The sequence below is a fragment of the Chryseobacterium nepalense genome, from assembly GCF_023195755.1.
GTDB classification, from domain to species: domain Bacteria; phylum Bacteroidota; class Bacteroidia; order Flavobacteriales; family Weeksellaceae; genus Chryseobacterium; species Chryseobacterium nepalense.
Genome location: NZ_CP096203.1, coordinates 1,959,641 through 1,984,585, shown reverse-complemented (window position 1 = coordinate 1,984,585; position 24,945 = coordinate 1,959,641). Strand labels below are relative to the sequence as shown.

The 24,945-nt window shown below is 35.9% G+C and carries 28 protein-coding genes; 8 read left to right on the top strand and 20 right to left on the bottom strand.

Annotated elements, in window-relative coordinates; genetic code table 11:
• Nucleotides 1–84: 84 nt before the first annotated feature.
• The 4 genes from M0D58_RS08550 to M0D58_RS08535 all read right to left on the bottom strand — a co-directional run bounded on the left by M0D58_RS08550 (nt 85) and on the right by M0D58_RS08535 (nt 2,934).
• Nucleotides 85–849 carry a hypothetical protein gene (locus M0D58_RS08550; RefSeq protein WP_248394941.1) on the bottom strand — a complete coding sequence of 255 codons (765 nt, stop codon included), beginning with the start codon at nt 847–849 and terminating at the stop codon, nt 85–87.
• Nucleotides 850–948: 99 nt separating this feature from the next.
• Nucleotides 949–1,608 carry a DUF2461 domain-containing protein gene (locus M0D58_RS08545; RefSeq protein WP_248394940.1) on the bottom strand — a complete coding sequence of 220 codons (660 nt, stop codon included), beginning with the start codon at nt 1,606–1,608 and terminating at the stop codon, nt 949–951.
• Nucleotides 1,609–1,803: 195 nt separating this feature from the next.
• Nucleotides 1,804–2,118, bottom strand: coding sequence for a nuclear transport factor 2 family protein (locus M0D58_RS08540; RefSeq protein WP_248394939.1), 315 nt, complete (start codon nt 2,116–2,118; stop codon nt 1,804–1,806).
• A gap of 21 nt (nt 2,119–2,139) precedes the next feature.
• Nucleotides 2,140–2,934 (bottom strand): SDR family oxidoreductase, encoded by a 795-nt coding sequence (locus M0D58_RS08535; RefSeq protein WP_248394938.1) that lies wholly within the window; start codon nt 2,932–2,934, stop codon nt 2,140–2,142.
• A gap of 126 nt (nt 2,935–3,060) precedes the next feature.
• Between M0D58_RS08535 and M0D58_RS08530 the strand changes: the two genes are divergently transcribed.
• Nucleotides 3,061–3,429: a winged helix-turn-helix transcriptional regulator gene (locus M0D58_RS08530; RefSeq protein WP_248394937.1), complete on the top strand. Its 369-nt coding sequence runs from the start codon at nt 3,061–3,063 to the stop codon at nt 3,427–3,429.
• Between the two features lie 201 nt (nt 3,430–3,630).
• On the opposite strand, the gene M0D58_RS08525 is transcribed toward M0D58_RS08530, so the two are convergent.
• From M0D58_RS08525 to M0D58_RS08505, 5 genes are all read right to left on the bottom strand, one after another.
• A complete protein-coding gene (locus M0D58_RS08525; RefSeq protein WP_248394936.1) occupies nt 3,631–4,284 on the bottom strand; it encodes a hypothetical protein in 654 nt (217 codons plus the stop codon).
• Nucleotides 4,285–4,553: 269 nt separating this feature from the next.
• On the bottom strand, nt 4,554–5,648 hold the full coding sequence (locus M0D58_RS08520; RefSeq protein WP_248394935.1) for a hypothetical protein: 1,095 nt from the start codon (nt 5,646–5,648) through the stop codon (nt 4,554–4,556).
• Nucleotides 5,649–6,036: 388 nt separating this feature from the next.
• Entirely contained in the window at nt 6,037–6,546 is a 510-nt protein-coding gene (locus M0D58_RS08515; protein WP_248394934.1) for a hypothetical protein, read from the bottom strand.
• A gap of 3 nt (nt 6,547–6,549) precedes the next feature.
• Complete coding sequence (locus M0D58_RS08510; protein WP_248394933.1) at nt 6,550–7,338, bottom strand: hypothetical protein; 789 nt, start codon at nt 7,336–7,338, stop codon at nt 6,550–6,552.
• Between the two features lie 257 nt (nt 7,339–7,595).
• Nucleotides 7,596–8,552: a hypothetical protein gene (locus M0D58_RS08505; protein ID WP_248394932.1), complete on the bottom strand. Its 957-nt coding sequence runs from the start codon at nt 8,550–8,552 to the stop codon at nt 7,596–7,598.
• 231 nt (nt 8,553–8,783) lie between these two features.
• Here M0D58_RS08505 and M0D58_RS08500 point away from each other — a divergent pair, with 231 nt between their 5' ends.
• Nucleotides 8,784–9,083 carry a helix-turn-helix transcriptional regulator gene (locus M0D58_RS08500; RefSeq protein ID WP_248394931.1) on the top strand — a complete coding sequence of 100 codons (300 nt, stop codon included), beginning with the start codon at nt 8,784–8,786 and terminating at the stop codon, nt 9,081–9,083.
• 89 nt (nt 9,084–9,172) lie between these two features.
• Here the strand turns inward: M0D58_RS08500 and M0D58_RS08495 are convergent, their stop codons facing one another.
• From M0D58_RS08495 to M0D58_RS08475, 5 genes are all read right to left on the bottom strand, one after another.
• Nucleotides 9,173–10,105 carry a hypothetical protein gene (locus M0D58_RS08495; RefSeq protein ID WP_248394930.1) on the bottom strand — a complete coding sequence of 311 codons (933 nt, stop codon included), beginning with the start codon at nt 10,103–10,105 and terminating at the stop codon, nt 9,173–9,175.
• Nucleotides 10,106–10,216: 111 nt separating this feature from the next.
• Nucleotides 10,217–10,966: an HNH endonuclease gene (locus M0D58_RS08490; protein WP_248394929.1), complete on the bottom strand. Its 750-nt coding sequence runs from the start codon at nt 10,964–10,966 to the stop codon at nt 10,217–10,219.
• A gap of 204 nt (nt 10,967–11,170) precedes the next feature.
• Nucleotides 11,171–12,796, bottom strand: coding sequence for a chaperonin GroEL (gene groL, locus M0D58_RS08485; RefSeq protein WP_248394928.1), 1,626 nt, complete (start codon nt 12,794–12,796; stop codon nt 11,171–11,173).
• A gap of 75 nt (nt 12,797–12,871) precedes the next feature.
• Entirely contained in the window at nt 12,872–13,081 is a 210-nt protein-coding gene (locus M0D58_RS08480) for a four helix bundle protein (protein ID WP_248394968.1), read from the bottom strand.
• Between the two features lie 198 nt (nt 13,082–13,279).
• On the bottom strand, nt 13,280–13,558 hold the full coding sequence (locus tag M0D58_RS08475) for a co-chaperone GroES (RefSeq protein ID WP_029295711.1): 279 nt from the start codon (nt 13,556–13,558) through the stop codon (nt 13,280–13,282).
• A 165-nt stretch (nt 13,559–13,723) separates the two neighbouring features.
• Between M0D58_RS08475 and M0D58_RS08470 the strand changes: the two genes are divergently transcribed.
• Nucleotides 13,724–14,638: a hypothetical protein gene (locus M0D58_RS08470; protein WP_248394927.1), complete on the top strand. Its 915-nt coding sequence runs from the start codon at nt 13,724–13,726 to the stop codon at nt 14,636–14,638.
• Nucleotides 14,639–14,717: 79 nt separating this feature from the next.
• On the opposite strand, the gene M0D58_RS08465 is transcribed toward M0D58_RS08470, so the two are convergent.
• The gene (locus M0D58_RS08465) at nt 14,718–17,105 is read right to left on the bottom strand and encodes a M1 family metallopeptidase (RefSeq protein WP_248394926.1); all 2,388 of its coding nucleotides are present in this window, start codon (nt 17,103–17,105) and stop codon (nt 14,718–14,720) included.
• A 68-nt stretch (nt 17,106–17,173) separates the two neighbouring features.
• The gene (locus M0D58_RS08460) at nt 17,174–17,752 is read right to left on the bottom strand and encodes a HupE/UreJ family protein (protein ID WP_248394925.1); all 579 of its coding nucleotides are present in this window, start codon (nt 17,750–17,752) and stop codon (nt 17,174–17,176) included.
• Nucleotides 17,753–17,817: 65 nt separating this feature from the next.
• Here M0D58_RS08460 and M0D58_RS08455 point away from each other — a divergent pair, with 65 nt between their 5' ends.
• The 3 genes from M0D58_RS08455 to M0D58_RS08445 are packed head-to-tail and all read left to right on the top strand — an operon-like array spanning nt 17,818 to nt 18,835.
• Nucleotides 17,818–18,060 carry a hypothetical protein gene (locus M0D58_RS08455; RefSeq protein ID WP_248394924.1) on the top strand — a complete coding sequence of 81 codons (243 nt, stop codon included), beginning with the start codon at nt 17,818–17,820 and terminating at the stop codon, nt 18,058–18,060.
• Nucleotides 18,036–18,338 (top strand): hypothetical protein, encoded by a 303-nt coding sequence (locus tag M0D58_RS08450; protein ID WP_248394923.1) that lies wholly within the window; start codon nt 18,036–18,038, stop codon nt 18,336–18,338. Before M0D58_RS08455 ends, M0D58_RS08450 begins: the two co-directional genes overlap by 25 nt.
• Complete coding sequence (locus M0D58_RS08445) at nt 18,335–18,835, top strand: DUF6702 family protein (RefSeq protein ID WP_248394922.1); 501 nt, start codon at nt 18,335–18,337, stop codon at nt 18,833–18,835. The genes M0D58_RS08450 and M0D58_RS08445 overlap by 4 nt, the downstream gene beginning before the upstream one ends.
• A 1-nt stretch (nt 18,836) precedes the next feature.
• On the opposite strand, the gene M0D58_RS08440 is transcribed toward M0D58_RS08445, so the two are convergent.
• From M0D58_RS08440 to radA, 3 genes are read right to left on the bottom strand one after another with little or no spacing between them, the layout of a single operon-like run.
• The gene (locus M0D58_RS08440; protein WP_248394921.1) at nt 18,837–19,568 is read right to left on the bottom strand and encodes an acyl carrier protein phosphodiesterase; all 732 of its coding nucleotides are present in this window, start codon (nt 19,566–19,568) and stop codon (nt 18,837–18,839) included.
• Nucleotides 19,498–20,052, bottom strand: coding sequence for a transposase (locus M0D58_RS08435; protein ID WP_248394920.1), 555 nt, complete (start codon nt 20,050–20,052; stop codon nt 19,498–19,500). Before M0D58_RS08435 ends, M0D58_RS08440 begins: the two co-directional genes overlap by 71 nt.
• Before the next feature lie 59 nt (nt 20,053–20,111).
• On the bottom strand, nt 20,112–21,461 hold the full coding sequence (radA, locus tag M0D58_RS08430) for a DNA repair protein RadA (protein ID WP_169232197.1): 1,350 nt from the start codon (nt 21,459–21,461) through the stop codon (nt 20,112–20,114).
• Nucleotides 21,462–21,999: 538 nt separating this feature from the next.
• Here radA and M0D58_RS08425 point away from each other — a divergent pair.
• Nucleotides 22,000–22,569 carry a YceI family protein gene (locus M0D58_RS08425; protein ID WP_248394919.1) on the top strand — a complete coding sequence of 190 codons (570 nt, stop codon included), beginning with the start codon at nt 22,000–22,002 and terminating at the stop codon, nt 22,567–22,569.
• 54 nt (nt 22,570–22,623) lie between these two features.
• Here M0D58_RS08425 and M0D58_RS08420 read toward each other — a convergent pair whose 3' ends face one another.
• Nucleotides 22,624–23,052: a hypothetical protein gene (locus M0D58_RS08420; RefSeq protein ID WP_248394918.1), complete on the bottom strand. Its 429-nt coding sequence runs from the start codon at nt 23,050–23,052 to the stop codon at nt 22,624–22,626.
• 94 nt (nt 23,053–23,146) lie between these two features.
• Between M0D58_RS08420 and pyrG the strand changes: the two genes are divergently transcribed.
• Nucleotides 23,147–24,754: a CTP synthase gene (pyrG, locus tag M0D58_RS08415; RefSeq protein WP_248394917.1), complete on the top strand. Its 1,608-nt coding sequence runs from the start codon at nt 23,147–23,149 to the stop codon at nt 24,752–24,754.
• The last annotated feature ends 191 nt before the right edge of the window (nt 24,755–24,945 follow it).

Sequence of the window (24,945 nt, the reverse complement as noted above, 5' to 3'; positions counted from 1 at the left end):
CTGTAAACTTAAGAATTTGTTTTTACATGGAAAAATAAGCTGAGATCAGAATCATATGAACATTGCTATAATCTTGAAATTATTTTATTGGGTCTTGCTATGGGTAATGTAATTGTAGTTGATGTTTCCTTCAAATTCATTGGAAATGATATTTCCTAATCTGTATCTGAACCGCGTATGAAAATCACCGCTCAGGCGCGGCTCAAATACTGTAGCAATTTCATCAGGTTTTAGGACAAAAAACTTAATGCCCGTTCCACAAGCATAGTAGCGGTAAGGATAGATTTTCTGCCATTTATTTTCTTTATCGAGCGCTTCCAGTTCCAAAGCTACCGTATTTCCGAAGCCTATGATGTTTTCTTTATTTCCTGAGTTATATATAGTTACCGGAAAGCCCTCATAATAAGTTGAAAGGAAAGGAATGGGATGGACAATCTGCATTCCGGAGTTTAGACTGTCGAGTTTAGCATCATATTCTTCGAAAGAAATTTTTAAGGTGTCCAGTTCTGTTCTTTTTAAAGGCGTCTTTTGGGATATATCCACAAAAATGATAATGTTTTCATATTTCCGTGTCATAAACTCCTTATTCAGTTCGTTATGATTTTTGGTTCTGTAATTATTTTCAAGGATTTTGCTATATCTATCCGAATCATTATACTCCAGCGATATTTCTTTTTGAAAATTGCCGATATACTGTACCGGTTTTAAATAAAATAAATTGATATCTTCCGTTTGGTAAAGAGAATCAATTTCTATGGTTTGTGGAACAATATATTTCGGATGATATGGCTGCTGTGAAAATAAAGCTATAGAAAAACACAGTAATACAAGGCTGATAAAGTATTTCATAATTATTGTTTTCTAATATAAGTAATTACAAACACGTATTCTTTTTTAAAGATTAAATTTTAATGTTTTCTGAGCAGTTCCTGAAGGATCAGATAAAGTTTAAATTAAAGATTCCCCGTTCAGATCCGTAGTAAGCACTCCGCTCATGTAGTCAAAGAAAGGGCGCATGGCGAGGAAAGTGAGTAATGCTTCTTTCAGAAACCCTTCCGATGCAACTTCCTGATCGGTAAATTTTCTCATCACCACATATTGCTTTTTCCGGATCAGCTCAATCGAAGGGTGGTTTTTATCAAAACCCCTGGGTGCTGTTTTCACCGCATCACCCTGAATTTCTTTAAAATACCTGATGAACGTTTTGTCCGAAGTAATTTTTTCAATTTCAGAGGTGCTGATTTCAAATTCTTTCCGGATACGGAGCAGATCTTTGGCATCCGGTCCCCAGAATCCGCCGCCTACAAAGCTGTTACCGGGCTCCAGGTGAATATAATATCCGCCTCTCAGCATTGGTTTAACACGGGAGTACCCGGCTCCGAAATTGGTTTTGTACGGTACCTGATCCTTTGAAAACCGGACATCTCTGTATATCCTGAAAATATGAATTCCTTTTATATTGTCGTATTTCTGAAGTTCAGCATGCACCTTATTGAAAAGCACTTTGTTTTCTCTGACTGCTGATTCATATTCTTCTTTGTGCGATGCAAACCATTCGCGATTATTGTTTTTCTCAAGTTGTTTCAGGAATTCAAAGGTTTTTTTCATGATGTCTATTTTAAACAAAATTACAATATTGTTCCTGTTAAAAGTATTATTAATAATGATTGCTGTATGAGGCACCAGCGCCGACGGTGAGTATGGTGATAAACATTAAGGGTTTGGAGGTACAAAACTTTACCAGAAGCACAAAAGCTGAAGTACAAACTTCAGCCTTGCATTTAAATAGTTATGCTTAATGGATTATACGATTTTCAAAGACCGGATCAATCCGTCTTCAAATTCATAATAATAGGTAAGGATCGCCGGACTTCCCGGAAAATTGCCTGCAACTTCCGCTTTTAAGGTATGTTCCGCTTCCGAATAGTCTAACGGTTTCATCGTTGCCTGGTATTCTTTATTGGCTTTGTCGATCCAGTCTTTTATTTCGGTTCTTCCGTTGTGTGTCTTTCCTTCATCAAACACTACGGCTGTTTCGGTAAAACAGTTGGCGTATGCTGCGCTGTCGAAATTGTTCTGCGCTTTTACTAATTCGGTTACTGCGTTTGGTAAATTCATTGTATTAAAATTTTAAGTTGATTAAATGGTTGGTATGGTTCCGCCGTCGATGACAAAATTGGTTCCTGTTAAATAAGCAGCTCTCGGCGAAACAAGAAAGCCGACTAATTCCGCTACTTCTTCCGGTTCGGCGGGTCTTCCGTAAGGGATTCCGCCTAATGCATCCATGACACCCTGCTGCGCTTCTTCTACAGTAGTATTTGCATTTCTTGCGATCTCGCCCAGCCATGCTACCGATGCCTGTGTATTGATCCATCCCGGAGAAACCGTCAGCACACGAACCCCTTTTGGCGTTACTTCATTGGATAAGCTTTTACTGTAATTGATTAATCCCGCTTTGGCAGCGGCATAAGGCAAAGTAGAATCATACAGCGGCAGTTTACCCTGAATAGAAGCAATGTGGATAATAACACCGCTTTTCTGACCGATCATTTGGGGTAAGAATCCTCTGTCCAGACGAACGGGAGCAAGCAGGTTGGCCTGAAGCGTTGATTCCCAGTTTTCATCCGTTAATACGGCAAAACCTCCCGCGGGTGTTTCGGAAGAACCGAGGTTGTTTACCAGGATATCGAGCCTTCCATAGGTTGTCAGCACTTCGCTGACTACTTTTTGTGAACCTTCTGATTTGCTTAAATCCGCTGCAATAAAATGCAGGTTTCCATTTTCCTCTTCGGGAGTGTTTCTTGCGGTAATGATGACTGTTGCACCGGCCTGTAAAAGCCTTTCTGCAATTGCTTTTCCGGCTCCTTTTGTACCTCCGGTTACCAATGCGATTTTGCCTGACAGTTCATTGTTGAAATTAAATTGCTGTTCCATTTTGATTGTTTTGTTATGGCAAAGTTGAGACTTATGTACGCGCCTCACAAGTACGGAATTACGATTCGGATAGGGAACAATTTTTCCCCTATTGCACAATTTGGAACATAGGTATACATTTGCTTTATGTATGAACGGAAAATTTTACCCAACCTGAATTGCGGTTTGGATCTAATAGGCGAAGTGCTGTACGGCAAATGGAAAATCCGTTTGCTGTGGTTTATTCATCAGGGACATCTGCGTCCGAGCGAGCTGCAGCGAAAAATCCCGGATGCCACCAGACGCGTATTGAATATTCAGCTGAAAGAACTGGAAGATCATGAATTGATTACCAAAAAAATCTATCCGGTAGTCCCGCCCAAAGTAGAGTACAGCCTAACGGATTTCGGAAAAACATTGATTCCCGTCATTGCGGCGTTGGGAAATTGGGGCGATACCCATGAAGAACATTTGCGGACGGTTATTCTGAAGCGCCTGAATGGTGAGAATGAATAGTTTTAGTTGGTAGGCACGAGTGAGACACTCGCGCCAGCGGAGGATGGTAAACACTTATTGATAACAAGTGTATTTGATTATTTACCATATTTAATTGCTCTTGTACTTTCAGATTCTTTTATAGTCTTTCCATTAACAAATCTGTAATAAACTTTTTTGATCCAATTACCAAACTTATCATACTTGATTCTAATTTCAAATTTAATGGATTTGATCACATCTCCGTACTCGTTTACAGTATCTCTGGGCTGACTCTTTTGAGAATTCAATTTTAGACCTTTGAGAATTAATAATTTCATCATTTTTATTGAAGTATTGAATTGTAACTTCATTTTTTTCGTAGTCATATTTTGCAATTTCTTTTCCTTGAACTTGATTTCCAATTAAGATAGTAAGTTCTATTGGATTTCCCTTATCATTGTTAATTACAATTGTTTTTCGGACTATTTTACCATTTTGATCTTTTTCAATAATACTATTAAGAAAACCTTTATTATCATAACCATAATAATAAGTGTCATAAAAATGGCCTAATAAAGGATGCCAGTTTTCTATCTTCCTGTTTAGACATCGCGTACCTGTACTGTCATATACTCTTGTTAAGCGCTGTTTTAGATCACCGTTTTCATCATATCTAAGTTCAGAAGTAACTTCGTTCTTTTCATTATAAATTTGCACATCTCTCTTCTGCTCAATACCGTTTGTATTAAAAAAAGTTGTTTGGGTTGTTGTTTCTAAAACTGGATTTTCAGACTTGAATTCATTTTTTTTATTGAAGTTCAGAACTGTTAATATACTTTGAGAGTATATATTATAATTCATAAAAAACAGAATCACTAAAAATAGTTGTCTCATACGGATATTGATTGATTGCTGGAAGCGTCTATATTTACGGATTGATTCATAAGTGGCAATAGGAATACCTAGTTATTTCTTACGAATATTTGGATTCAAAACTTTTTCTAAATCATCAATTGTAAGTAAATCATCAATAGTACTGTGAATACATTCTCTTGTTAATTCCTCTACAAATAAATTCGGCGGTTTTTGGTTTAGTCCGCTCAGGTTTAGTCCGGTTTTTTTGTCTTCCCCGAGAGAGTATACCGCAACTTATGTAAAGCTATTTATTTAATTCTTTTCAATGCGGTGGCATTCAGAAGACCTGCTATAGCATCAAAAACCTCATCCTGATCTTTTTTATCCGACCATCCTTTTTCCGCAAGTTCTCTTCTGATTTCCTCCTCTGATTTATTTTTAATAGAATGATAACAGGCAAAATCTACTACTTCGACCGGTACTCTTTCAAGGATATATTTTGTAAGAACAACCACTATTTTCAGATAAGTGATAAGGCCGGTTAATCCTAACTGTACAATCCAGATAAGGATCCAGCCGATCCAGCCCAAATTTGTCTTGTTTACAGTAAAACCACCGGAAAACCTGATCAGTAAAAATCTCCAGAATCCAATCCTTTCCAGATTGTTACTACGAAGAATTATTTCGTACTGAAAATATTGATTTGAGGCATATACTAATATGATCATAGTGGCTAGCAGATACTGCAGCTTTTTTAAATCGGTATAGTTTGAAAATCTTATGAAATATTTCATGGCAAAAACAAGCGCTGTTGCTACCAGAAATTCAAATAAGCCGATTAAGTAAATCCCTTTTGCTGAAAGAAATGCTACTGCAAACCCAAGAATAAGGGAAGTGAATAAACCACCGAATAACGGAATGGCAAAGTCAGGATTTTTTGTCTGTACTGGTTTTGGTAAAGTTTCCGGAATGATATAATCATCCCAGTTTTTTTTTCTCTCTGCTTCCTTTTCCAGTTCCTGGAGTGCTTTTTGATCGAAGGTTTTTAAGGTTTCCTGAAAGGCATAGATAAACAATTTTACTCGTTTTGAGTTTTTGCCTGCATCCCAGATTTCGTTACCCAGAGATTCACTTTTTACAGAAATATTCCCGTTTTTGTAGGTTGCGGTAATGATTTCCGTCCAGCGGTCATTCATCCAGCCTGCTTCCTTACGTTTTGCTTCTATGTTGAAATCATCCGTATAAATGATGTCCCATCCCAGTTTTTCACAGGCTTTTTCTGCAATTGCCATAAAGATAATCTCATTAACGGATGTTTTAAATTCTTCTTTGTATTTTGGAGAAAAACTGATTCTGTGCTTTCTTATAATTGTTTTCTCATAGTTCTTAAAATTTTCTTCCATCGATAGTTTGAATGTTTTTATCAGTTTGATTTTTGCAGCAAAAGTAATAAAATAGAACTTTGGTAAATAAAAGATGATGAAATAATTGAGAACGATATTTAATTGTTTCACATTTCCGGAGATCTACGGAAGTCTCGCACAAACTGCGGGAAACCAACTGCAATTGCAGAATGTCTTCCACAACTTGCAGGGAACCAATGCTGTTTTCAGGATGTTATTTGGAAACCCTAATGGTGAGCTCATTTTTCTTTTGCCGGATGTGTATTGTTGCTTCTCATGGCTTCTCACTAATTACAAATCCGCGAGATTGGGTTTGTGTTGTAGGCACGAGTGAGACACTCGCGCCAGCGGTTGGTAGGTACGATCGGGACGCTTATGTCTGCGGAAATCAGTTTTTCTTTATCAATTTTTTCAAAGTATTTAAAATTCCTTTAGGTTTTTGGTTTTCGTCATGCTTTTTTTTCCAATTAATATCAAACCTTCCATCAACTTCTATTTTTAAATTGTCCGGAGGTATTGCAACTTGTATGTGAAATGGTGGAACTCCCGGATGCATCAATTCGGTTTCATCTCTAAGCCGTCTGCTACAAAGCAAATCTATTACGGTTATATCAGGTCTTGCTTCATCTATTGTCATATTAATCCAGACAGGTACTTTATTATCATGGTAAAGAAGATCAATTATCTGCTCGGCTGTTAAAAGTTTACCTTCATATTGATTCCATGTTTTTAAGATAACAATTTCTTTTTCATTTAAGTGCTCATCAACTGTCCGTGAGTTTGGAGTTATTATGTATCTAGAGTCGTCTTTAAGATTATTATAGCAAAGTGTCTTTGTTAATTCAAATAAAAGCTTTGTTGCTTCATTGAGATGATGTCTGAATTTTACTTTATTCATAACTCAAAATTCTGTTTTCTCAAATATCTGGGCTTCCAGTTTTGTGGGCGTCCAGTTTCCTTTTTTTCCTTGCGTTTCCTTTAGCTTGTTAAAAATATTTTTTGAACCCGAAACCGTCATGGTGTACTGATCTCTGTTTTTCATGTTAAATTCTGTCAGGACATAGCCAATGCTAAATTTTTCATCTTTGGCTATTTTCTCTATTTTGGGTCTTAAATATTCATCAATAGCTTTTGGGTGAAGAAATGTTTCATTTTTAGGGAATTGGATCTCGAAAGATCCCTCATAGATAAAGTCCGGTTTGTAAATAAATAATGTATTCTTATCCTTTATTTTATTGCTGTAAAACTTTTCGAACTCTGCTCTGTTTTTGAATTCCTGCTTATACCAGTTGTATTTGAATGGAAATTTTTCGGCAAGCCTGGCCAATGTTGAAATATCAAATTTGTGAGACTTTCCTTTTATATTAATATTTTCAAATTTGGGACTTACAGACCATCGATCAAGAATTTGATTATTCTTGGTTACAATAATTGAAAAATTGTTTTGTTCAGATATATTTTCTGTTAATCCATTATAGTAGGTATTATTAATGAGAGAATCGATGGTTTTTTTATCGGTTATGTAAAAATTATATTTCTCATATGTTTTGTTTTGATCCCAGTTATAATACATCCCGATTATTTTCAGTGAATCTGAATTTTCATTTTTGATACTTTCAAAAAGTTTTGTTTGTGAAAATATGTGAGAAAAAACCAATAGAAGAATGGCAAAAGTTAATCTGAATTTCATGGTTAGCGAATGTTATTTAAATTATGTGTGACACAGAAGTATGTGCAACGAGCCTTCAAATAATTTGAATAAAAAAGAAGGAATGAAGCCATATTTCTATAGCACAAACTTAAACCAAAATTTTGAAGTGAAGAATAGAAAAAGCAAAACAGCTGCACGTTTTTAATCTTGCCTATGATACCCGATTTTGTAAAACAAAAAACCATTCTGAAAAATCAGAACGGTTAGCAGTATGAAACTGTTTCAGTGATACGCCGTTAAGCTTCTGTTTTCTTTGCCAGCATACTGATTGCATTTTTTTCTTCCGTATTCATTTTTTCGATGGCTGCATCAATCTGTTCAAAAGCTTCTTTCTTTTTTAAAAGCAGTTCATCTCTGATCGCAATAAGGTTGATATCTTCACCCTGATCACCCTTTATGGATTCAGGATTTAAGCCATTAGCTCTTAACTGGGCAATACTGTTTTCAATTTCTGAAACAGAGGTTGAGAATTCACTTTCCAGATTTGTCCTGGAAACAATCAAATCTGTTCGCTGACATTCAAAACTTTTATGGATGGCCTGTGCAAATTCTTCGTTTTGAGATTCCTGAAGCTTTTCACTTTCCACAGAAATACCTTTTGCACGGTCTTCTATTTTTTTTACTTCTGCTGATATCTTTTTTACCGTTACCGATGGCAAATTGAGAGACATGTCCTTTTTCACCATTTTTATTTCAGGGATGGCGGTTATAATGTTGGTGGTTTCTACTTTTACTTCGGGTATTTTTGTTTTAATTTCCTGTTCTTCCATGGTCACTACCGGCACTGAAGTTTTTATGTCTTTCCATTTTACAGTCCATCCTTTGAACACCGGATATTGTCCCGTTTTCTTTAGTACCATCTTGGTTACAGGTTTTTTAAATTTTATGGATTTCAGTTTCATGGTAACCTGTGGTGTGTCGAATGATAGTTTTTTGTCCTTCATCGTTATCTGCGGTATGCTGCATGAAAAGTCTTTACGGACCATTTTAAAATCAAAGTCCATATTTATTGCAGCTCCTACAGCATTGGGATTCGGCGCTTCGTCTGCAATGTCCTGCGATCTTTTTTCTAATGTAGTAAAGTCATTTTGATACTTTGCAGCAATACCGTCAAATGCGGTCTGGTCAAAATTGCATTGAGAATAGGCAATGCAGCTTGTGCATAATGTAATGGCGATCAATAAGTTTTTCATAGCTCTAATTTTTAGTTGTGGCTTACTCTGTTCCCGGTTTTTAGCATCCCCGTTTTTATTTGTAAAATTAGAGCCGGAACAAAAGTGAATCAATAACCCATTAGGGTACTATTTGCAGGAGGTTACCAACAGATGTGTTTATGATGAAATGCAGCTGCAGGAAGTCTCCCACAGCTTGCAGGAAACCAAATGCAATTGCAGGAGGTTACCAACAAGTATGTTTATAACTAAATGCAGTTGCAGGAAGTCTCCCACAACTTGCAGGAAACCAAATGCAGTGTACGGAGGTTACAAACACCCTTGTTTTACACTTCCGGAGATCTACGGAAGTCTTGCGCAACTTGCGGGAAACCTCCGGAGGACTACGGAAGTCTTACGCAAGTTGTGGGAAACCAACGGAGATGTACGAAAGTCTCGCGCAAGTTGATTGAAAAGCTTGAGAACGGAAAAGTAAATCCTACGCTTTATACTTTGCTGGAATTGGCGAATGCTTTGGAAATTTCTTTGGGGGAGCTGGTGGATTTGAAATGATTTTTGCTTTGAGAGTGAAATGACAAGTTTAGAAACTTTTGCCAAGAGGTATTTACATTAGTTTCACAATGCATTATGCCAATGTAATGCTAGCTACATTTTATTTTTCTGATTAAATATTTATCAATTTCTGCGTATATTTTTTTAAAATCTTTGTTCAATCCTTTCTTTTTAGAATTCCAAATGATTTGATTACTAGCTGAAAATGAATATAAATATTGTTTTCCATTAATTACCATATGTTTTCTATATATAAGATAACCTTCTCCGTTTTCATAATCACCTTTTTTGTAGTTTTCTATATCATCTTCAAATATTTGTAGTTTCTCTTTAATTTCTTCAAGTGTGTTTTTTATATTCTGTTTAAAAAAACCTTCATCCAATATAAATATATACGATTCATAAATTTTCAAGAATATTTTTAAACAACACAATATGATTAAATAAGAATTTTGAAATGCTTTATACTCAAATCCATATGTTCCCATAATATCAAATTTATGAATAGAATAAATATTTAAATTTAATTTGTGTGAATGAGTTGATCGATTTAATAGATTGTAAAATTTATCTATTTCTAATAAAGTACTTTTCATATCGGAATTGACCTGATTTTTTAATTTTCCAGTCATTTTGAATATTTTTTCTATACCTCTTTTCCCATATTTCCAGTTAGAAGTCTCTTCAATGTTATGAGTAAAATAAAGTTGCATTGTGCATAATTCCAATATATTTCGAACTACTTGTAAGGATTGTTTAAAATATGCTGTTTTTAGTAAATCAAGTGAACAAAAAAAATCTTCAAGAATTTCATTGAAAATAATTTTAACATTATAGTGATTAGAATCTGAAAGATTTATTTTTAAAATTCCATCTTCCATTATACCTTCAGATTTTGTCAGTGAGATTGAAGACATTTCTAAATCAAATTCAATTTTTGCGAAAGTCTCTAAGATTTTATAAATGAAATCAATTCTATCTTGATAAAAATAACTAATCTTTTCTATGACATTATTTCTCATAACTTACATTTCGTATCTAAATTTACATATTTATTAATCATTAAATTAATATACTATTTTCGTACTACCTTACGAATCTTTTTATGTGGTTACTTATAAATTAAACAATAGCTACAGTTTTTTCTTTATTCTTTCAATTCCTAATTTGATGTTATTTTTTATTCTTTGTATATATTCATCTTGATATGTATAATCTGAAAACATACCAACATCAATCAATGAATATAGTGAATAATCTAAATGTGGTTCAAGTCCTTTATGACATGTATGACATAATGTTATAAGATTCTTTTCTTCTGTTAAACCACAGTGAGAATGGGGAGTTATATGATGTAAATGTAATTCTACGTGCTCATTATTTTGAGGAGAAGCTCCACAAACTTTACATCTTAAGTTATCTCTCTTAAGAATTCTCATCCTTAATTTGGGGTTGGCTGCTCTGTTGAATTTAGTTTTTGGAATCGACTCTATGTTGTGATAACCTCCATAATAGGTCTTTACATTTTTTTTGGGTTTAATTAATTCTGATAGATATAATTCACATAGTTTTTTTGTAATTAGTCCATTACCGCCAAATAAATTCATAAAATATCCCAAATCAGTTTTGTTATTAATAACTAACAATGGTTCTTTAACATCTTTAAAAAGTTGAATTGCAATATCTGGCATAATTAGAGAGGGCTCTCTTATTTCAATCAATGGATTATTTTCATCATTTCCACACCAATTTGTCATAATGGTGTAATTGAATTTGTTATTTTCCTCAGAATATACTGAAAGTTGATAATAATCAGTGTTTTCTAAAGGTTTTTGAGAAATCAGTCTCTTTAATTCTATACCTAAATTTTTCTTTTTTTCCATAGTATTGTTGTGAAATTGCAACGAATATATAAATTTACATATTACTCTAATATATAATTGCTATAGTATTTTTTTTGTTTTAGCTATTTACTTGTAGATCTTTAGACATAAATATATTATTTCCTTTGCAAAATAATAATTTAAACAAAAAACCGCTCTGAAAATCAGAACGGTTAGTATATAAATTGTCTTGGCGACACGCCATTACATCATTCCTGGCATTCCTCCGCCCATTGGCATGGCCGGTTCGTCTTTTTTCACTTCAGTGATCACACATTCAGTGGTTAATAACATTCCGGATACGGAAGCTGCGTTTTCAAGAGCTACTCTTGTTACTTTCGTAGGGTCGATGATTCCTGCTTCAAGCATGTTTACATACTCGTCGGTTTTTGCGTTGTACCCGAAGTCACCTTGTCCTTCTGCTACTTTCGCAACGATTACAGAACCTTCACCCCCTGCGTTGGCAACGATTTGTCTCAATGGCTCTTCAATGGCTCTTTTTACGATTTTGATCCCTGTACTTTCGTCAGAATTGATTCCTGTAAGGTTTTCCAAAGCAGCAATCGCTCTTACCAAAGCAACACCACCACCTGCAACGATACCTTCTTCAACGGCAGCTCTTGTTGCGTGAAGTGCATCATCTACTCTGTCTTTTTTCTCTTTCATTTCTACTTCAGAAGCAGCACCAACGTAAAGAACAGCAACACCACCGGCTAATTTAGCCAATCTTTCCTGAAGCTTTTCTCTGTCGTAATCAGAAGTAGTCGTTTCCATCTGCGCTTTGATCTGGTTTACTCTACCTTTGATCTTGCTGTCTTCACCACCACCGTTTACAATAGTTGTGTTGTCTTTATCGATAGAAACTTTTTCAGCAGTTCCCAGCATATCCAAAGAGATGTTTTCCATAGTGAAACCTTGCTCTTCAGAAATTACCTGTCCACCAGTTAAGATTGCGATATCTTCCAACATTGCTTTTCTTCTGTCCCCAAATCCAGGAGCTTTAACGGCAGCAATTTTTAGAGAACCTCTTAATTTGTTTACCACTAAAGTTGCCAAAGCTTCACCTTCTACTTCTTCAGAGATGATTAATAGAGATTTACCTCCCTGAGCAATCGGCTCAAGAACAGGAAGTAATTCTTTCATAGAAGAGATTTTTTTCTCCACTAAAAGGATGTATGGATTTTCAAGTTCAGCCAACATTTTTTCAGGGTTGGTCACGAAATACGGCGACTGGTATCCTCTGTCGAACTGCATTCCTTCTACAACGTCTACCGTTGTATCGATTCCTTTTGCTTCTTCTACGGTGATTACTCCTTCTTTACCTACTTTTCCGAAAGCTTCAGCGATCAAAGCACCGATTGTTTCGTCGTTGTTAGCAGATACGGAAGCAACCTGTTTTACCATTTCCGTAGAATCACCCACTGTTTTAGACTGAGATTTAAGGTTTTCAACAACAGCAGTTACCGCTTTGTCGATTCCTCTTTTAAGATCCATTGGGTTGGCACCAGCAGCTACGTTTTTAAGACCTTCTCTTACGATAGCCTGTGCCAAAACGGTAGCGGTAGTCGTACCGTCACCCGCGATGTCATTGGTTTTGGAAGCCACTTCCTTCACCATCTGAGCACCCATATTTTCAACTTTGTCTTCAAGTTCGATTTCTTTTGCAACAGAAACCCCGTCTTTGGTTACGTGAGGAGCACCGAAAGATTTTTCGATCACCACGTTTCTTCCTTTTGGACCTAACGTTACTTTTACTGCATTAGCCAATGCATCTACCCCTCTTTTTAAAGCGTCTCTTGATTCAATATCGAATTTTATTTCTTTTGCCATTGTTTTAAGCTTTTGGCGATTTGCTTTTAGCTTTTGGCTTCAGCAATTCGCGGTTTATTTTTATAATTTGATTTTTTAATTTCCGTTTAGCCTGTTCCAAAGTGTTGCAAGCTTCTTTTTTAAGGTTGTTAATCCGGATAAAAGATTTTGATAATCATTTTCCTCAATGTAATCCAAATCTTTAGCAAGAATTAACTGGTTTTCGGCTTCGTTGGACGATCCTAATGCAATATTGATGAAATTAGCAAATTCTTTATCAGAATTTCTTCCACTTCCTTCTGAAATATTAAATCCGATTGAAGCAAAATGATCTTCTGATCTGAGAGTTTAATCCAAAAATTTCTTCTTTAGAAAGTTTTTTTTGGTTGCAGTATAAATTTTTAAAGTTAATTGATAACTCAATTGCCAAACTTCAAACTTTTTAAAATCTCTTATTTTGCTAGTTTCAATGCTGGAAAGCCATTAGCCAAAAGCCATCAGCTATTAGCCGATTATTCCTAAAAGATCTCCTTCTTTTACAATTAAATAATCTTTTCCTTCCAGTTTTAATTCAGAACCTGAATATTTTCCATAAAGAACTTTGTCACCTACTTTAACAGTTGTAGGCTCATCTTTTTTTCCAGGGCCTACTGCCACCACAGTACCTTCCTGCGGCTTTTCTTTTGCGGTGTCCGGAATAATAATACCTGAAGCTGTTTTAGTTTCTGCAGCGATCGGCTCGATCAAAACTCTGTCTGCTAATGGTTTAAAGTTTACTGACATAATATATTTAATTTTTTAATTATTTCTGTCTTCTAATTCGCTAATTGTATGCCAACCATTTTTGAGTGGCTGAAATGGCAGATTTTTATTTTTAATGTGAAATTTTGACACTTTTTATTTTTAATTTAAACAAATTTGTACATTTGGGGTTCAAAAAAATATAAAATGATGAAAAACAAAGTCTTATTACTTTTGTTTTGCCCCCTGCTATTCAGTGCTCAGGTGGGTATAAACACTACAACACCTAAAGGTATTTTTCATATTGACGGAGGTAAGGATAATGCTGCCATTTCTACGGCTACCCAGGAACTCAATGATTTTGTCGTAAAATCGGATGGAAAAGTTGGCATTGGTACTGCTGATCCTATAGATCTGTTGTCTATAGCCGGCCAGGGCGATGCTGATATCAATGTCGGGCTGTTTTCGGGTTCCAGTACTTCGCAGTCTATCGCGTATCACAATGTGATGACGGGTGGAACACCTGCTTCACCTACGGTTGTGGGAAATGGAAGATCTATTGCTGCATTTGAAGGATATGCTTATAATGTTGCTGCTGCTGCGCCCAATTTATTAGGCTCTTTGGTATTGAGAACAGGCCGTAACGGAGGTGGCGAAGTCTGGTTCGGAACATCGCCTACCAATTCAAGCAATTATGTCAACCACTATAACAGCTCTATAGATAAAGACGGTAATTTCGGCATCGGAGTAGACCCAACGGTAAGAACGGCCAATACCAAGCTGGAAGTAAATGGCGTGATCAGTTCGACACCGCAGACATTAACTGCAAACGGAAGCAACATCACAAGCACAGTGGTAAGCGTAAATCCTGCCGTTAATGACGATGATTTTTTCCTTCCGAATCCCGTTTCAGCACCCGGAGCAATTATTTTTGTGAGGAATATTTCAAATTCCAACACGGCTGAAATAAAGACTTCCGCAGGAACTATTATTAATGCATCAAATGTAGGCGGGGCAAGCAATTTTTTCATGGTCGGACTTGATAATAATGCTGCTAAAACAAAAACGGTTATGTTTGTCAGTGATGGTGTAAACTGGACTGCTTTTAAACCAAGTAATTAATAACAAACAATCCCTCACAAAATTTGTGAGGGATTATTTTATCAGAATATATTTTTTATTTTGTATTAACTGAAGCTTATCACTGCTTTTTTCCTGAAGCCTGCATCGGATTTACTTTTCCGTTGGAAGCTCCTCTGGTATTTCCGCCTTCTTTTTGTTTGAATAATTCAAATTTGGAAACCTGGGCATTTCCGCCATCGCTGCTCCAGAAATTATTGGATGTATCAATATCGGCTGTTTCTCTCATCGGGTCAAGCTGAATTGATTTTAATTTTTTGTCGAAATAATACGTTCTGGAAACTTTCTGTTCATTCAGTCTCCAGATCTGTGCTGAAGATTTATCGGTAAGTTTTGTACCGTCTTCGAAAGTAAATTCAAGAATAATCGGCATTACGAGGCCTCCTTTATTTACAAAGTCAATCTGGTATGCGGTAAGATTTTTAAACTTATCTTTTTCCTTTTGCGTTAAAGGTTCGGTCCCTTCTATTTTAAAGGTGTATTCTTTATTGTTGTCAACTTTTTCCTGGCCTCTGTCGTAACGGTAATAGAAATCCTGAGCATCCTTGTCTTTCTCCACATAGAACGTAATATTTTTATCTTCTCTGTTTCTGATTTTTGAAATATCTTCAAAATCATTTACAGCAGGCTTATCAACTTTATATTTTGTCTCTTTGGCTTGTCTGGCAGGCGTTTCAAGATCCGGAGTTGCAATGGTTACCTTATCGATGACAATATCTACAGGATCTGTTCCGTAGAACCATCCTCTCCAGAACCAATCCAGGTCTTCACCGCTTGCATCTTCCATTGTTCTGAAGAAATCTGCAGGTTCAGGATGTCTGAAAGCCCATCTTTTAGCATAGGTTTTAAAAGCTTTATCAAAAAGCTCTCTTCCCATGATGGTTTCACGAAGGATGTTCAATCCTGTTGCCGGTTTCGAATAGGCATTCGGACCAAACTGAATGATGTTTTCAGAATTTGACATGATGGGTTCCAGCTGATCTTTAGGAAGTTTCATGTAATCCACAATAGTCCATGCCGGTCCTCTTTTTGACGGGAATTTATTGTCCCATCTTTCTTCGGTAAGATATTCCACAAAAGTATTCAGTCCTTCATCCATCCAGCTCCATTGTCTTTCATCCGAGTTAATGATCATCGGGAAGAAGTTGTGTCCTACTTCGTGAATCACTACGCCCAGCATGCCGTTTTTAATTCCCTCAGAATACGTTCCGTCTTTTTCTGTTCTTCCATAGTTGAAGCAGATCATAGGATATTCCATCCCGTTGGCTGCTTCCACAGATTGCGCTACAGGATACGGATAAGGAATGGTAAACTCCGAATATGTTTTGATGGTATGCGCTACCGCTTTGGTTGAGTATTTTCTGTATAAATTATATGCCTCTTTGGGATAAAAGCTCATCGCCATTACCTTGTTGTTATTCTCGGGAATAAGGACGCCCATTCCATCCCAAACGAATTTTCTTGAAGAAGTCCATGCAAAATCTCTTACGTCATTGGCTTCAAACGTCCACGTTTTTCTCTGTTTTGAATGGTTTTTCTCTGCTTTTTTCGCTTCATCCAGCGTTACGATTTCAACAGGTTCTGTTGAAGTTTTGGACTTGTTATATCTTGCTAACTGTTCTGAAGTTAAGACCTGATCATAGTTTTTACATTCTCCCGTTCCGCCTACGACATGATCTGCAGGAACATTCATGGAAACTTTAAAATTCCCGAAAACGAGGGCGAATTCTCCTCTTCCCGTAAACTGGTGATTCTGCCAACCGTGGAAATCGCTGTATACGCACATTCTGGGATACCATTGGGTCATGGTATAAAGATCGTTTCCATCTTCCGGGAAATTTTCGTAACCACCACGGCCACCCATTTTTATTCTGTTCGGGATGTTGTAATTCCAGTCTATTTTGAAAACAAGCTTTTCTCCTTTTTTTAATACTTTAGGTAAATCAATACGCATCATGGTTTTGTTTACCGTGTACTTTAAGGGGTTTCCTGAAGCATCCGTCACTTTTTCAAGATTCACGCCGTATCCGTTATCCGAAACAGGAAGTTCGGTAGGACGTAATTGCTGATCGTTTGAAGCCTTCGGAAGGGTAGAAGAGTATGGAAAGTCTGCCTTTTTTACGCTTGACTGCTGGTTTTCATCCAGCTGCAGCCAGATGTAATCGAGGTCATCCGGAGAATTATTATAGTAGGTGATGGTCTCGGAACCTTTCAGATTTCTTTTATCTTCGTCAAGATAGGCGGTAATGTTATAATCGGCTTTGTTTTGCCAGTATCCGTGACCGGGCGCTCCGGAAGCGGTTCTGTAAATATTAGGAGTGGGAAGAATAGTCCCAAGCTGTTCGAATTTATTTCCGTGATTGCTTCCGGGATTATTCTGAATATTTTGTGCGGTGAAACCCGTATATGCAAATACAGAAAGGGAAAGTATGACAACTTTTAGTTTCATAACCGAAATTGTTTTAAAGATTTTCAAATATAATAATAAGTAGCTGAAAAATTGAAAATGTTTCAGGCTTAAAATGGAATTCTTTCTAAAGTCATTTTTAAGGATAAGGCAAAGACTCCTGAAGACACGAAAAGAACCCAATCTTTCTGATTGACTTTAAAAACTTTTAACAAAATGAACAGAATCATTAAAATTCCGAAGACAATTGCAATTTGCCCCAGCTCCAGCCCGATATTAAAACCCAACAGCGGAACAGCAATACTCTGGCTTTTGGCAATCATGACCCGCGCCGTATTGGCAAATCCCATCCCGTGGATAAGGCCGAAAACTAATGCTAAATAATAATTGGCGTTATTTTGAGATTTCTTTTTATTTCGGATGAAAATATTATTCAGAGAAGTTAAAACAATGGTAAGCGGAATGAGAAATTCTACCCAAGCAGAATTAATTCTTATAATATCAAAAGTACTTAATGCTAACGTTATTGAGTGACCGATAGTGAATGCCGTAACAAGAATTAAAATTTTCTTCAGATCATTAAACGAATATACCGCGATCAATGCCAATACAAAAAGCTGATGATCGAGAGCGTCCAAAGAAATAATGTGTTCCCAACCGAGATTCAAATAGAATAAAAAATCCTGCATTTCCAATATTATTTTTGAAATGCGATGATACAAAATTTATTTTAACTTTGTGTAAAATTGAATTGATGAACCTTACAATAGAAATAGATAACAAAGAAGATTATTTTTTCGTCAAACAACTTTTAGAAAGATTGAAAGGGGTAAGAATTGTTAAGAATGATTATGAAACGCTTGAAGGTCTGCCCTCTCATGTCTTTGAAGAGATCGAAAAGTATGGAGAATCGCTGAAGAATGATGATATGATTTCAAAAAAAGATTTCTTTAAATTTATTGATGAAGAAATATGCAGGTTGAATTCTCAGAAATAGCTAAGAAGACTTTAGCCGAAAATATAGAATTTCTCAAGAAAGTATGGACTAATCGTGAAATTGTAATTTTCTTAGAGGATGTAAAAAAAATAACAGATGATCTTGAAAATGGAAAATATTCTCAGTTCCAGAGTTCCTTTCAAAAAACAAGAAGTGTATTAATCGGCAAAAAGCATGTAAGAATGTTCTTCCAAAAAGAAAATGATTCTCAAATCAAAGTTCTTCTGTTTTTCGATATGCGGCAAGATCCTCAAAAAATACTTGGTTTATTACAATGAAAAATCTCTTTTTTTTCTTTTCCGTTCTCATTCTATTTTTCTCTTTCACGGAGTTGAAACATCCTTATCATGTTGGTTCTGTAGAAATTAATTACAATCAGAAATCAAAAACATTTGAAATGACCGGCCGTTTTTTTCTGGATGATCTGGAGAATGGATTAAATAACAAATATGGAAAATCACTGCATTTCAATGATCCGAAATTTAAACCACAGCTTAATGAAGCATTGAAAAATTATTCTGCAGAATATTTTAAGCTAAAAGCAAATAATAAATTACTGAACGTAAAGTTTATTGGTTACGAAGAAGACCAAGAATCCGTAAATATTTACCTCGAATCTGAGAAAATAGAAAATCCTAGGAAGGTAGAAGCAGCAGTGAGTTTTTTATATAATTTATTTGATGATCAGATCAATATTGTACACATTATCGTCAACGGAAACAGGAAAAGCGAGAAAGTGACCTATCCGAATCGCTACTTATTTCAACAGTTTTAAATTAATTTTCCAGCTGTAAAAGAGCGTTAATACCTTTTGCATGTTCCATAAGATCGGGAAAAAAATCATCGTAACATTCCTGAAGGAAATTTTTATTCCTTAAAAAAGCATCATGAACAGCAATATCTGTGTCTAAATATTTTGCTTTGTTCAGAACATTTCTCATGCTGTAACCGATATTTTTTTCAAAACGGTAATTATACAGCCAGTCGCCTTCTTCCATTTTTACAAGCATGCTTTTGAAATTTTCCGGAAGGAAGTCATAATTTTCATTTAATACGCGATAAACCTTTTGGGAATGATTTTTCCAGCCTTCCAAAGAATTAAGGCTTAAATCATTCGCTACAAAATAATCCATTGCCACATCTACAAAGGCTCCGGCGTATAATCTTACCAAAGGTGCAAAAACTTTTTTTGCCTCATGAATGGCGGGATGTGCATCTGTAAAAGTATCAATTGCGCGGTGCAAAGTAATACCATCCTGAATATCTTTCGGGAAAGAAAAACGGTCTTTATTGCGGATAAAATCTTCCAGAAACTGCCCGACAATCTGTCCGTCGGTGAAAGTAAGGAAAGAATGGGCCAGGTAATTCATAGCGTGAAGATAAGAAATTTTCCGCTGAAAAAGCTGGGTGCAGGGAAGGCTGTTAGAGCTTAAAGCTCTAACAGCCTTTTGAACTTTCCAGCAAAGCTTTAATTGCGTCCAAAGATACCAATGGATCATTAATTCCATTTTTAATACTAAATAACGACGAATAGCGATAATTTTCTGCATTCATGTTTATTCCGTGTTTTACCGGATTGTTATGGATGTAAAGGATGGTATTGGTCAACTGCTCATGAGAGCCAATGAGCTTTCTCCTGAATGGCAGTTCAAATAATTTTCCTGTTCTTCCGTAATGCTTATTGATAGCCTGGGTATAGCTGTTAAACATATTGGAAAATTGCTGACTTATGATCTTGGAAACTTCAATTGTATTTTTGTGAGGGAATATTAATCGGATTTCCTTTTCTGATTTAATCTTAACAAGAATGTGAAAATGATTTTGTAGCAAGCAATATGCATAGATATTGACAACTGAAGATAGTTTGGATTCCATTAGTTTGATAAAATAATGATAATTTCTATCATTAAAAAATATCTTTTGACTATTAATTCCTCTGTTGAAAATATGATAGAAGCATTCTGCCTCTAAAGGGTAAATATTTTTTTTCATGCGTGTGTTTTTTAGTTTGGCAAAGGGCAAGGCTGATAGAGCTCTAAGCTCTAACAGTCTTAGAAAAGGCGTTCATGGAAATCTTCAATTTTGCTTACTTCTTCGATCTTGATTCCGAATTTTCTTTTTGGAAGTTTATTGAGATTGGAAATAAAAATTTTCTCATAGCCTAATTTTTCAGCTTCTGTAATCCGCTGTTCCGCCTGTGCAATCGGACGAATTTCCCCGCTTAAGCCAATTTCTCCTGCAAAACAATAATGTTCGGAAATCGCAATATCTTCATTGGAGGAAAGAATAGAGGCGACAACGGCTAGATCCAGTGCCGGATCATCTGTTTTTATTCCTCCTGTGATATTTAAGAAAACATCTTTTGCACCCAGCTGGAAACCTGCTCTTTTTTCCAGAACAGCAAGAAGCATATTTAGTCTTTTTGCATCAAAACCTGTGGAACTTCTTTGTGGGGTTCCATAAACGGCCGTACTTACCAATGCCTGAATTTCCAGCAGCATCGGGCGGTTTCCTTCCAAAGTCACGGCTACAGAGTTTCCGGAAAGTTCTTCAAATTTTTTGGTAATCAGGATTTCAGAAGGATTTTTAATTTCTTTTAATCCCTGGGAAACCATTTCATAAATTCCGATTTCCGAAGTGGATCCAAAACGGTTTTTGTTGGCTCTTAATAATCGGAAGAGATGATTTCTGTCGCCGTCAAAATTTAAAACGACATCAACCATGTGTTCCAGCACCTTTGGCCCGGCAATCTGCCCGTCTTTGGTAATATGACCCACTAAAAATACAGGAACATTGTTTTCTTTAGCATATTTAATAATTTCGTTTGAACATTCCCGGATTTGAGAAACCGTTCCGGGCGAGCTTTCAATTAATTGAGACTGCAGCGTCTGAATGGAATCGATAATAACGAAATCAGGGTCCAGTTTTTTGGCTTCATGAAGAATTTTTTCAAGACTGGTTTCTGTGAACAAAAAACAATTGGGATTCTGAATATCCGTTAATCTGTCGGCTCTCATCTTGATCTGCGAAGCACTTTCTTCCCCGGAAACATAGAAGATTTTTTTCTTCATTTTTAAAGCCAGCTGAAGAAGCAGGGTAGATTTGCCGATTCCGGGCTCTCCGCCAATAAGGGTTACGGATCCTAAAACAATTCCGCCACCCAAAACGCGGTTGAGTTCTTCGGAAGGGGTTTTTATTCTAGGTTCTTCGCTGGTTTCAACCTCAATGATGTTGATCACGTGCTGTTTTGATTTTGAAAACGGAGGTGTTTTTGATGAGGTTTTTTCTACTACTTCTTCCACCAGGGTATTCCATTGCCCGCAGTTTTTGCATTGCCCCATCCATTGGGAATATTGTGTTCCGCAGTTCTGACAGAAATATGCTGTTTTAAGTTTTGCCATACTGCGAAGTTCAAAATTTTTTTTGAATTTTTCTTTCGAATTTTAGTTAATTTTCGGGCATGAAAAATATTTTTTTGAGTTTGATGGTTTTTGTGGTGATGTCACTTTTGCATGCGCAGTTAACAGATTATATTGTGAAATACCTCAGTCTTCCCGGAGGAGATTATGGTATGTACTCAATATTTATTCTTATTTTTTGTTCTGTTATTACTGCAATTGGTTTGCTAACGGTGATTATTTTCCGAAAACATTATTATTCAATTCTTCGGATTGCAATGTTGTTTGAAATTATTTATTTGTTGTTTTTAGTAATTTCAGGAAATAATCCTTTTATTTATTTTTCAGACTCCACTAGTGAAAATCTCCTGAAAATTTACATGTATGTAATTTCATTTGTCGTTCTATTTATTATGTATTTGGTTCATCTAATTTATTCTAAAATAATTTTATCCAAATCAAAAAACTAACATAGATCAATGTTAAATTACAAGAACGGACTTACTTTTGTATCATAATTTTAATCTAAAAAATAAATCCAATGAAAAAGGTATTTTTAACTTTTGTATTTGCGCTTTTAAGCATGGTAGGCTTTGCACAGACAGGGTGGCAGGTAGATCCGATGCATTCTTCTGTTAATTTTAATATTAAGCATATGGGAATCAGCTTTGTGCAGGGGAGGTTTGATAAGTTTGACGGTAAGGCAGTTACTAAAGGAAATACCCTTGATAATGCGGAACTGAGCTTCAATGTAAATGTAAGCTCAATCAACACCGGCGTGGAGATGAGAGATAACCACCTTAAAAGTGCCGATTTCTTTGATGCAGAAAAATTTCCTGCCATGACTTTTGTAACAAGTTCAGTTGTTAAAGAAAAAAACAATTCTTATGTGGTTAAAGGAAAATTAACGATAAAAGATGTTACCAAAGAAATAAGCGTTCCTGTTACTTTCGGTGGGGTTACCAAAAACCAGCAGGGTAAAGAAGTGATGGGCTTTCAGGCAGCATTTAAAGTAAACCGTCTGGATTACAACATTAAATATGATCCTACGGGAGCCGGTGTTGCAAAAGACGTTGACGTGAACTTATATTTTGAAATGGTGAAGCAATAATTTTCATATATAAATTTGATTTAGAAAAAGGTTTTCAGTTTCTGGAAACCTTTTTTATTTATTTCCTGCGAGCAGATCAAGATAAGTGCTCTCTAAATCGATGTATTCATTTTTCCAGTCCTGAGCAGTTTTCTCCATTTTTTCAAACTTAACATTTGAAACTTCAATTTCTTCGAGATGGTCTACCGTATTTCTATCTTCAATATGGTCAAAATATTCAGCATACCAAACATTAAGAAGCTGATTTGAAATTTCGATGTACAGTTGTTCCCCAATCAGGCTTTTAAAAATCATATGATAGTTTAGGACATTTTCTTTAAAATGAATATATATACATTCGTAATAATCATGATGACGCTCTGTAAAATAAATATTAAACCGATTATTTTTCCAAAATGGCAAATTGTCGAATTTTAGTAACAACCCATTTTCATTTACCAGTTCAATATATTTCAGATAAACTAATTGATTGATAATTTCCATTGTAAATTTTATCTTCTCTAAAATACACAATCAAATTTTAATACAAAATTGCTTTGTATTTCTTTTTCCCATAACTTTGCACAAACCTAATCTAATGAGTAAAAAGAATACAAAGTACATCTTTGTGACAGGAGGTGTAACTTCATCTTTGGGAAAGGGAATCGTTTCTGCTTCTCTGGGACTTCTGCTAAAATCACGTGGCTTCAACGTAACCATTCAAAAGCTTGATCCTTATATCAATATCGACCCGGGAACATTGAATCCTTATGAACATGGAGAATGTTATGTAACCGAAGATGGTGCGGAGACGGATCTGGATTTAGGTCATTACGAGCGTTATCTTGATGCTCCTACTTCTCAAAACAACAATGTTACTACCGGCAAAATTTATCAGACGGTCATTGAAAAGGAAAGAAAAGGAGATTTTCTTGGAAAAACAGTTCAGGTTATCCCTCATATCACCAACGAAATTAAGCGAAGAATTAAAATTTTATCCAAACAGAACTACGATATTATCATTACAGAAATCGGAGGAACTGTGGGAGATATAGAATCTTTACCTTATATTGAAACGGTTCGTCAGCTAAAATGGGAGCTTGGTGAGAATAATTCGATGGTAATTCATTTAACATTGTTACCATATCTTGCTTCCAGCGGAGAATTAAAAACAAAACCTTCGCAGCATTCTGTTCGTCAGTTAATGGAAAGCGGAATTATGGCAGATGTTCTGGTTTGCCGTACCGAACATAAAATCCCGAAAGATCAGAGAGCAAAACTGGCTCAGTTCTGTAATGTCCCTTTGGATAATGTAATTGAGTGTAAAGATCTGGAAACAATCTATGAAGTTCCGATGTATCTTCAGAAACAGAATTTTGACGATGTAGTTCTCAAAGAACTAGATCTTAAAAGTGATAAAGAAGCGGACCTGAAAGATTGGAAATCATTCTTAAAAAAATTCCAGAACCCTAAAAAATCAGTGGAAATTGCTTTGGTTGGAAAATATGTATCTCTTCAGGATTCCTATATTTCCATTGCGGAAGCTTTTAAACACGCAGGGGCAGATCTTGAAACGGAAGTTAAAATAAGATGGGTATACAGTGGAGATTTAACGGCCGAAAATATTAAAGAAACGCTAGCCGGTGTTTCCGGGATTCTTATTGCGCCGGGCTTCGGTGACAGGGGGATCGAAGGAAAGGTTCTTACCGCTCAGTATGCACGGGAAAATAAAGTTCCGATGCTGGGGATATGTCTGGGAATGCAGATTATGACCGTTGAATTTGCCAGAAATGTTTTAGGTTATACAAAAGCCAACTCCATGGAGTTCGATACTTCCACGGAACATCCTGTGATTTCATTAATGGAGGAACAGAAAAATGTAGTAGATAAAGGTGGAACTATGCGTCTAGGGGCATGGAAATGTACTTTGAAAAACGGTTCTAAGTTAAATGACATCTACGGAGCTAAAAACATCACAGAAAGACATCGTCACAGATACGAGTTCAACAGTGACTATATCGGTGAATTTGAAAAGAACGGCTTCCTGGCAACGGGTACAAATCCTGAAACGGGATTGGTTGAGGCGCTTGAAATGCCGGGCCATCCTTTTTATGTAGGCGTACAGTATCATCCGGAATATAAGAGTACGGTTGCAACACCGCACCCATTATTCAGGGCTTTCATTAAAGCTTGTACATCGAAATAATTAAGATATGAGAAACCTTCAAGATTTTGAAAACCTTGAAGGTTTATAGTTTTATAAAGTAATTTATTACTGAAAACGTCTTTATAATAAACTCAGACTGATTATTCTCAGCCTGAGTTTATTATATAGTAACACAGTATTGTATAGAGGTTTGATAAAAAAACAGTATTTTTGTCGACTCGAAAAAATGT

What these genes read in the sequence shown, in the direction of transcription:
- M0D58_RS08550 (WP_248394941.1), bottom strand. Translation starts at nt 849, where the DNA reads ATGAAATACTTTATCAGCCTTGTATTACTGTGTTTTTCTATAGCTTTA.
- M0D58_RS08545 (WP_248394940.1), bottom strand. Translation starts at nt 1,608, where the DNA reads ATGAAAAAAACCTTTGAATTCCTGAAACAACTTGAGAAAAACAATAAT.
- M0D58_RS08540 (WP_248394939.1), bottom strand. Translation starts at nt 2,118, where the DNA reads ATGAATTTACCAAACGCAGTAACCGAATTAGTAAAAGCGCAGAACAAT.
- M0D58_RS08535 (WP_248394938.1), bottom strand. Translation starts at nt 2,934, where the DNA reads ATGGAACAGCAATTTAATTTCAACAATGAACTGTCAGGCAAAATCGCA.
- M0D58_RS08530 (WP_248394937.1), top strand. Translation starts at nt 3,061, where the DNA reads ATGTATGAACGGAAAATTTTACCCAACCTGAATTGCGGTTTGGATCTA.
- M0D58_RS08525 (WP_248394936.1), bottom strand. Translation starts at nt 4,284, where the DNA reads ATGAGACAACTATTTTTAGTGATTCTGTTTTTTATGAATTATAATATA.
- M0D58_RS08520 (WP_248394935.1), bottom strand. Translation starts at nt 5,648, where the DNA reads ATGGAAGAAAATTTTAAGAACTATGAGAAAACAATTATAAGAAAGCAC.
- M0D58_RS08515 (WP_248394934.1), bottom strand. Translation starts at nt 6,546, where the DNA reads ATGAATAAAGTAAAATTCAGACATCATCTCAATGAAGCAACAAAGCTT.
- M0D58_RS08510 (WP_248394933.1), bottom strand. Translation starts at nt 7,338, where the DNA reads ATGAAATTCAGATTAACTTTTGCCATTCTTCTATTGGTTTTTTCTCAC.
- M0D58_RS08505 (WP_248394932.1), bottom strand. Translation starts at nt 8,552, where the DNA reads ATGAAAAACTTATTGATCGCCATTACATTATGCACAAGCTGCATTGCC.
- M0D58_RS08500 (WP_248394931.1), top strand. Translation starts at nt 8,784, where the DNA reads ATGCAGTTGCAGGAAGTCTCCCACAACTTGCAGGAAACCAAATGCAGT.
- M0D58_RS08495 (WP_248394930.1), bottom strand. Translation starts at nt 10,105, where the DNA reads ATGAGAAATAATGTCATAGAAAAGATTAGTTATTTTTATCAAGATAGA.
- M0D58_RS08490 (WP_248394929.1), bottom strand. Translation starts at nt 10,966, where the DNA reads ATGGAAAAAAAGAAAAATTTAGGTATAGAATTAAAGAGACTGATTTCT.
- groL (WP_248394928.1), bottom strand. Translation starts at nt 12,796, where the DNA reads ATGGCAAAAGAAATAAAATTCGATATTGAATCAAGAGACGCTTTAAAA.
- M0D58_RS08475 (WP_029295711.1), bottom strand. Translation starts at nt 13,558, where the DNA reads ATGTCAGTAAACTTTAAACCATTAGCAGACAGAGTTTTGATCGAGCCG.
- M0D58_RS08470 (WP_248394927.1), top strand. Translation starts at nt 13,724, where the DNA reads ATGATGAAAAACAAAGTCTTATTACTTTTGTTTTGCCCCCTGCTATTC.
- M0D58_RS08465 (WP_248394926.1), bottom strand. Translation starts at nt 17,105, where the DNA reads ATGAAACTAAAAGTTGTCATACTTTCCCTTTCTGTATTTGCATATACG.
- M0D58_RS08460 (WP_248394925.1), bottom strand. Translation starts at nt 17,752, where the DNA reads ATGCAGGATTTTTTATTCTATTTGAATCTCGGTTGGGAACACATTATT.
- M0D58_RS08455 (WP_248394924.1), top strand. Translation starts at nt 17,818, where the DNA reads ATGAACCTTACAATAGAAATAGATAACAAAGAAGATTATTTTTTCGTC.
- M0D58_RS08450 (WP_248394923.1), top strand. Translation starts at nt 18,036, where the DNA reads ATGCAGGTTGAATTCTCAGAAATAGCTAAGAAGACTTTAGCCGAAAAT.
- M0D58_RS08445 (WP_248394922.1), top strand. Translation starts at nt 18,335, where the DNA reads ATGAAAAATCTCTTTTTTTTCTTTTCCGTTCTCATTCTATTTTTCTCT.
- M0D58_RS08440 (WP_248394921.1), bottom strand. Translation starts at nt 19,568, where the DNA reads ATGGAATTAATGATCCATTGGTATCTTTGGACGCAATTAAAGCTTTGC.
- M0D58_RS08435 (WP_248394920.1), bottom strand. Translation starts at nt 20,052, where the DNA reads ATGAAAAAAAATATTTACCCTTTAGAGGCAGAATGCTTCTATCATATT.
- radA (WP_169232197.1), bottom strand. Translation starts at nt 21,461, where the DNA reads ATGGCAAAACTTAAAACAGCATATTTCTGTCAGAACTGCGGAACACAA.
- M0D58_RS08425 (WP_248394919.1), top strand. Translation starts at nt 22,000, where the DNA reads ATGAAAAAGGTATTTTTAACTTTTGTATTTGCGCTTTTAAGCATGGTA.
- M0D58_RS08420 (WP_248394918.1), bottom strand. Translation starts at nt 23,052, where the DNA reads ATGGAAATTATCAATCAATTAGTTTATCTGAAATATATTGAACTGGTA.
- pyrG (WP_248394917.1), top strand. Translation starts at nt 23,147, where the DNA reads ATGAGTAAAAAGAATACAAAGTACATCTTTGTGACAGGAGGTGTAACT.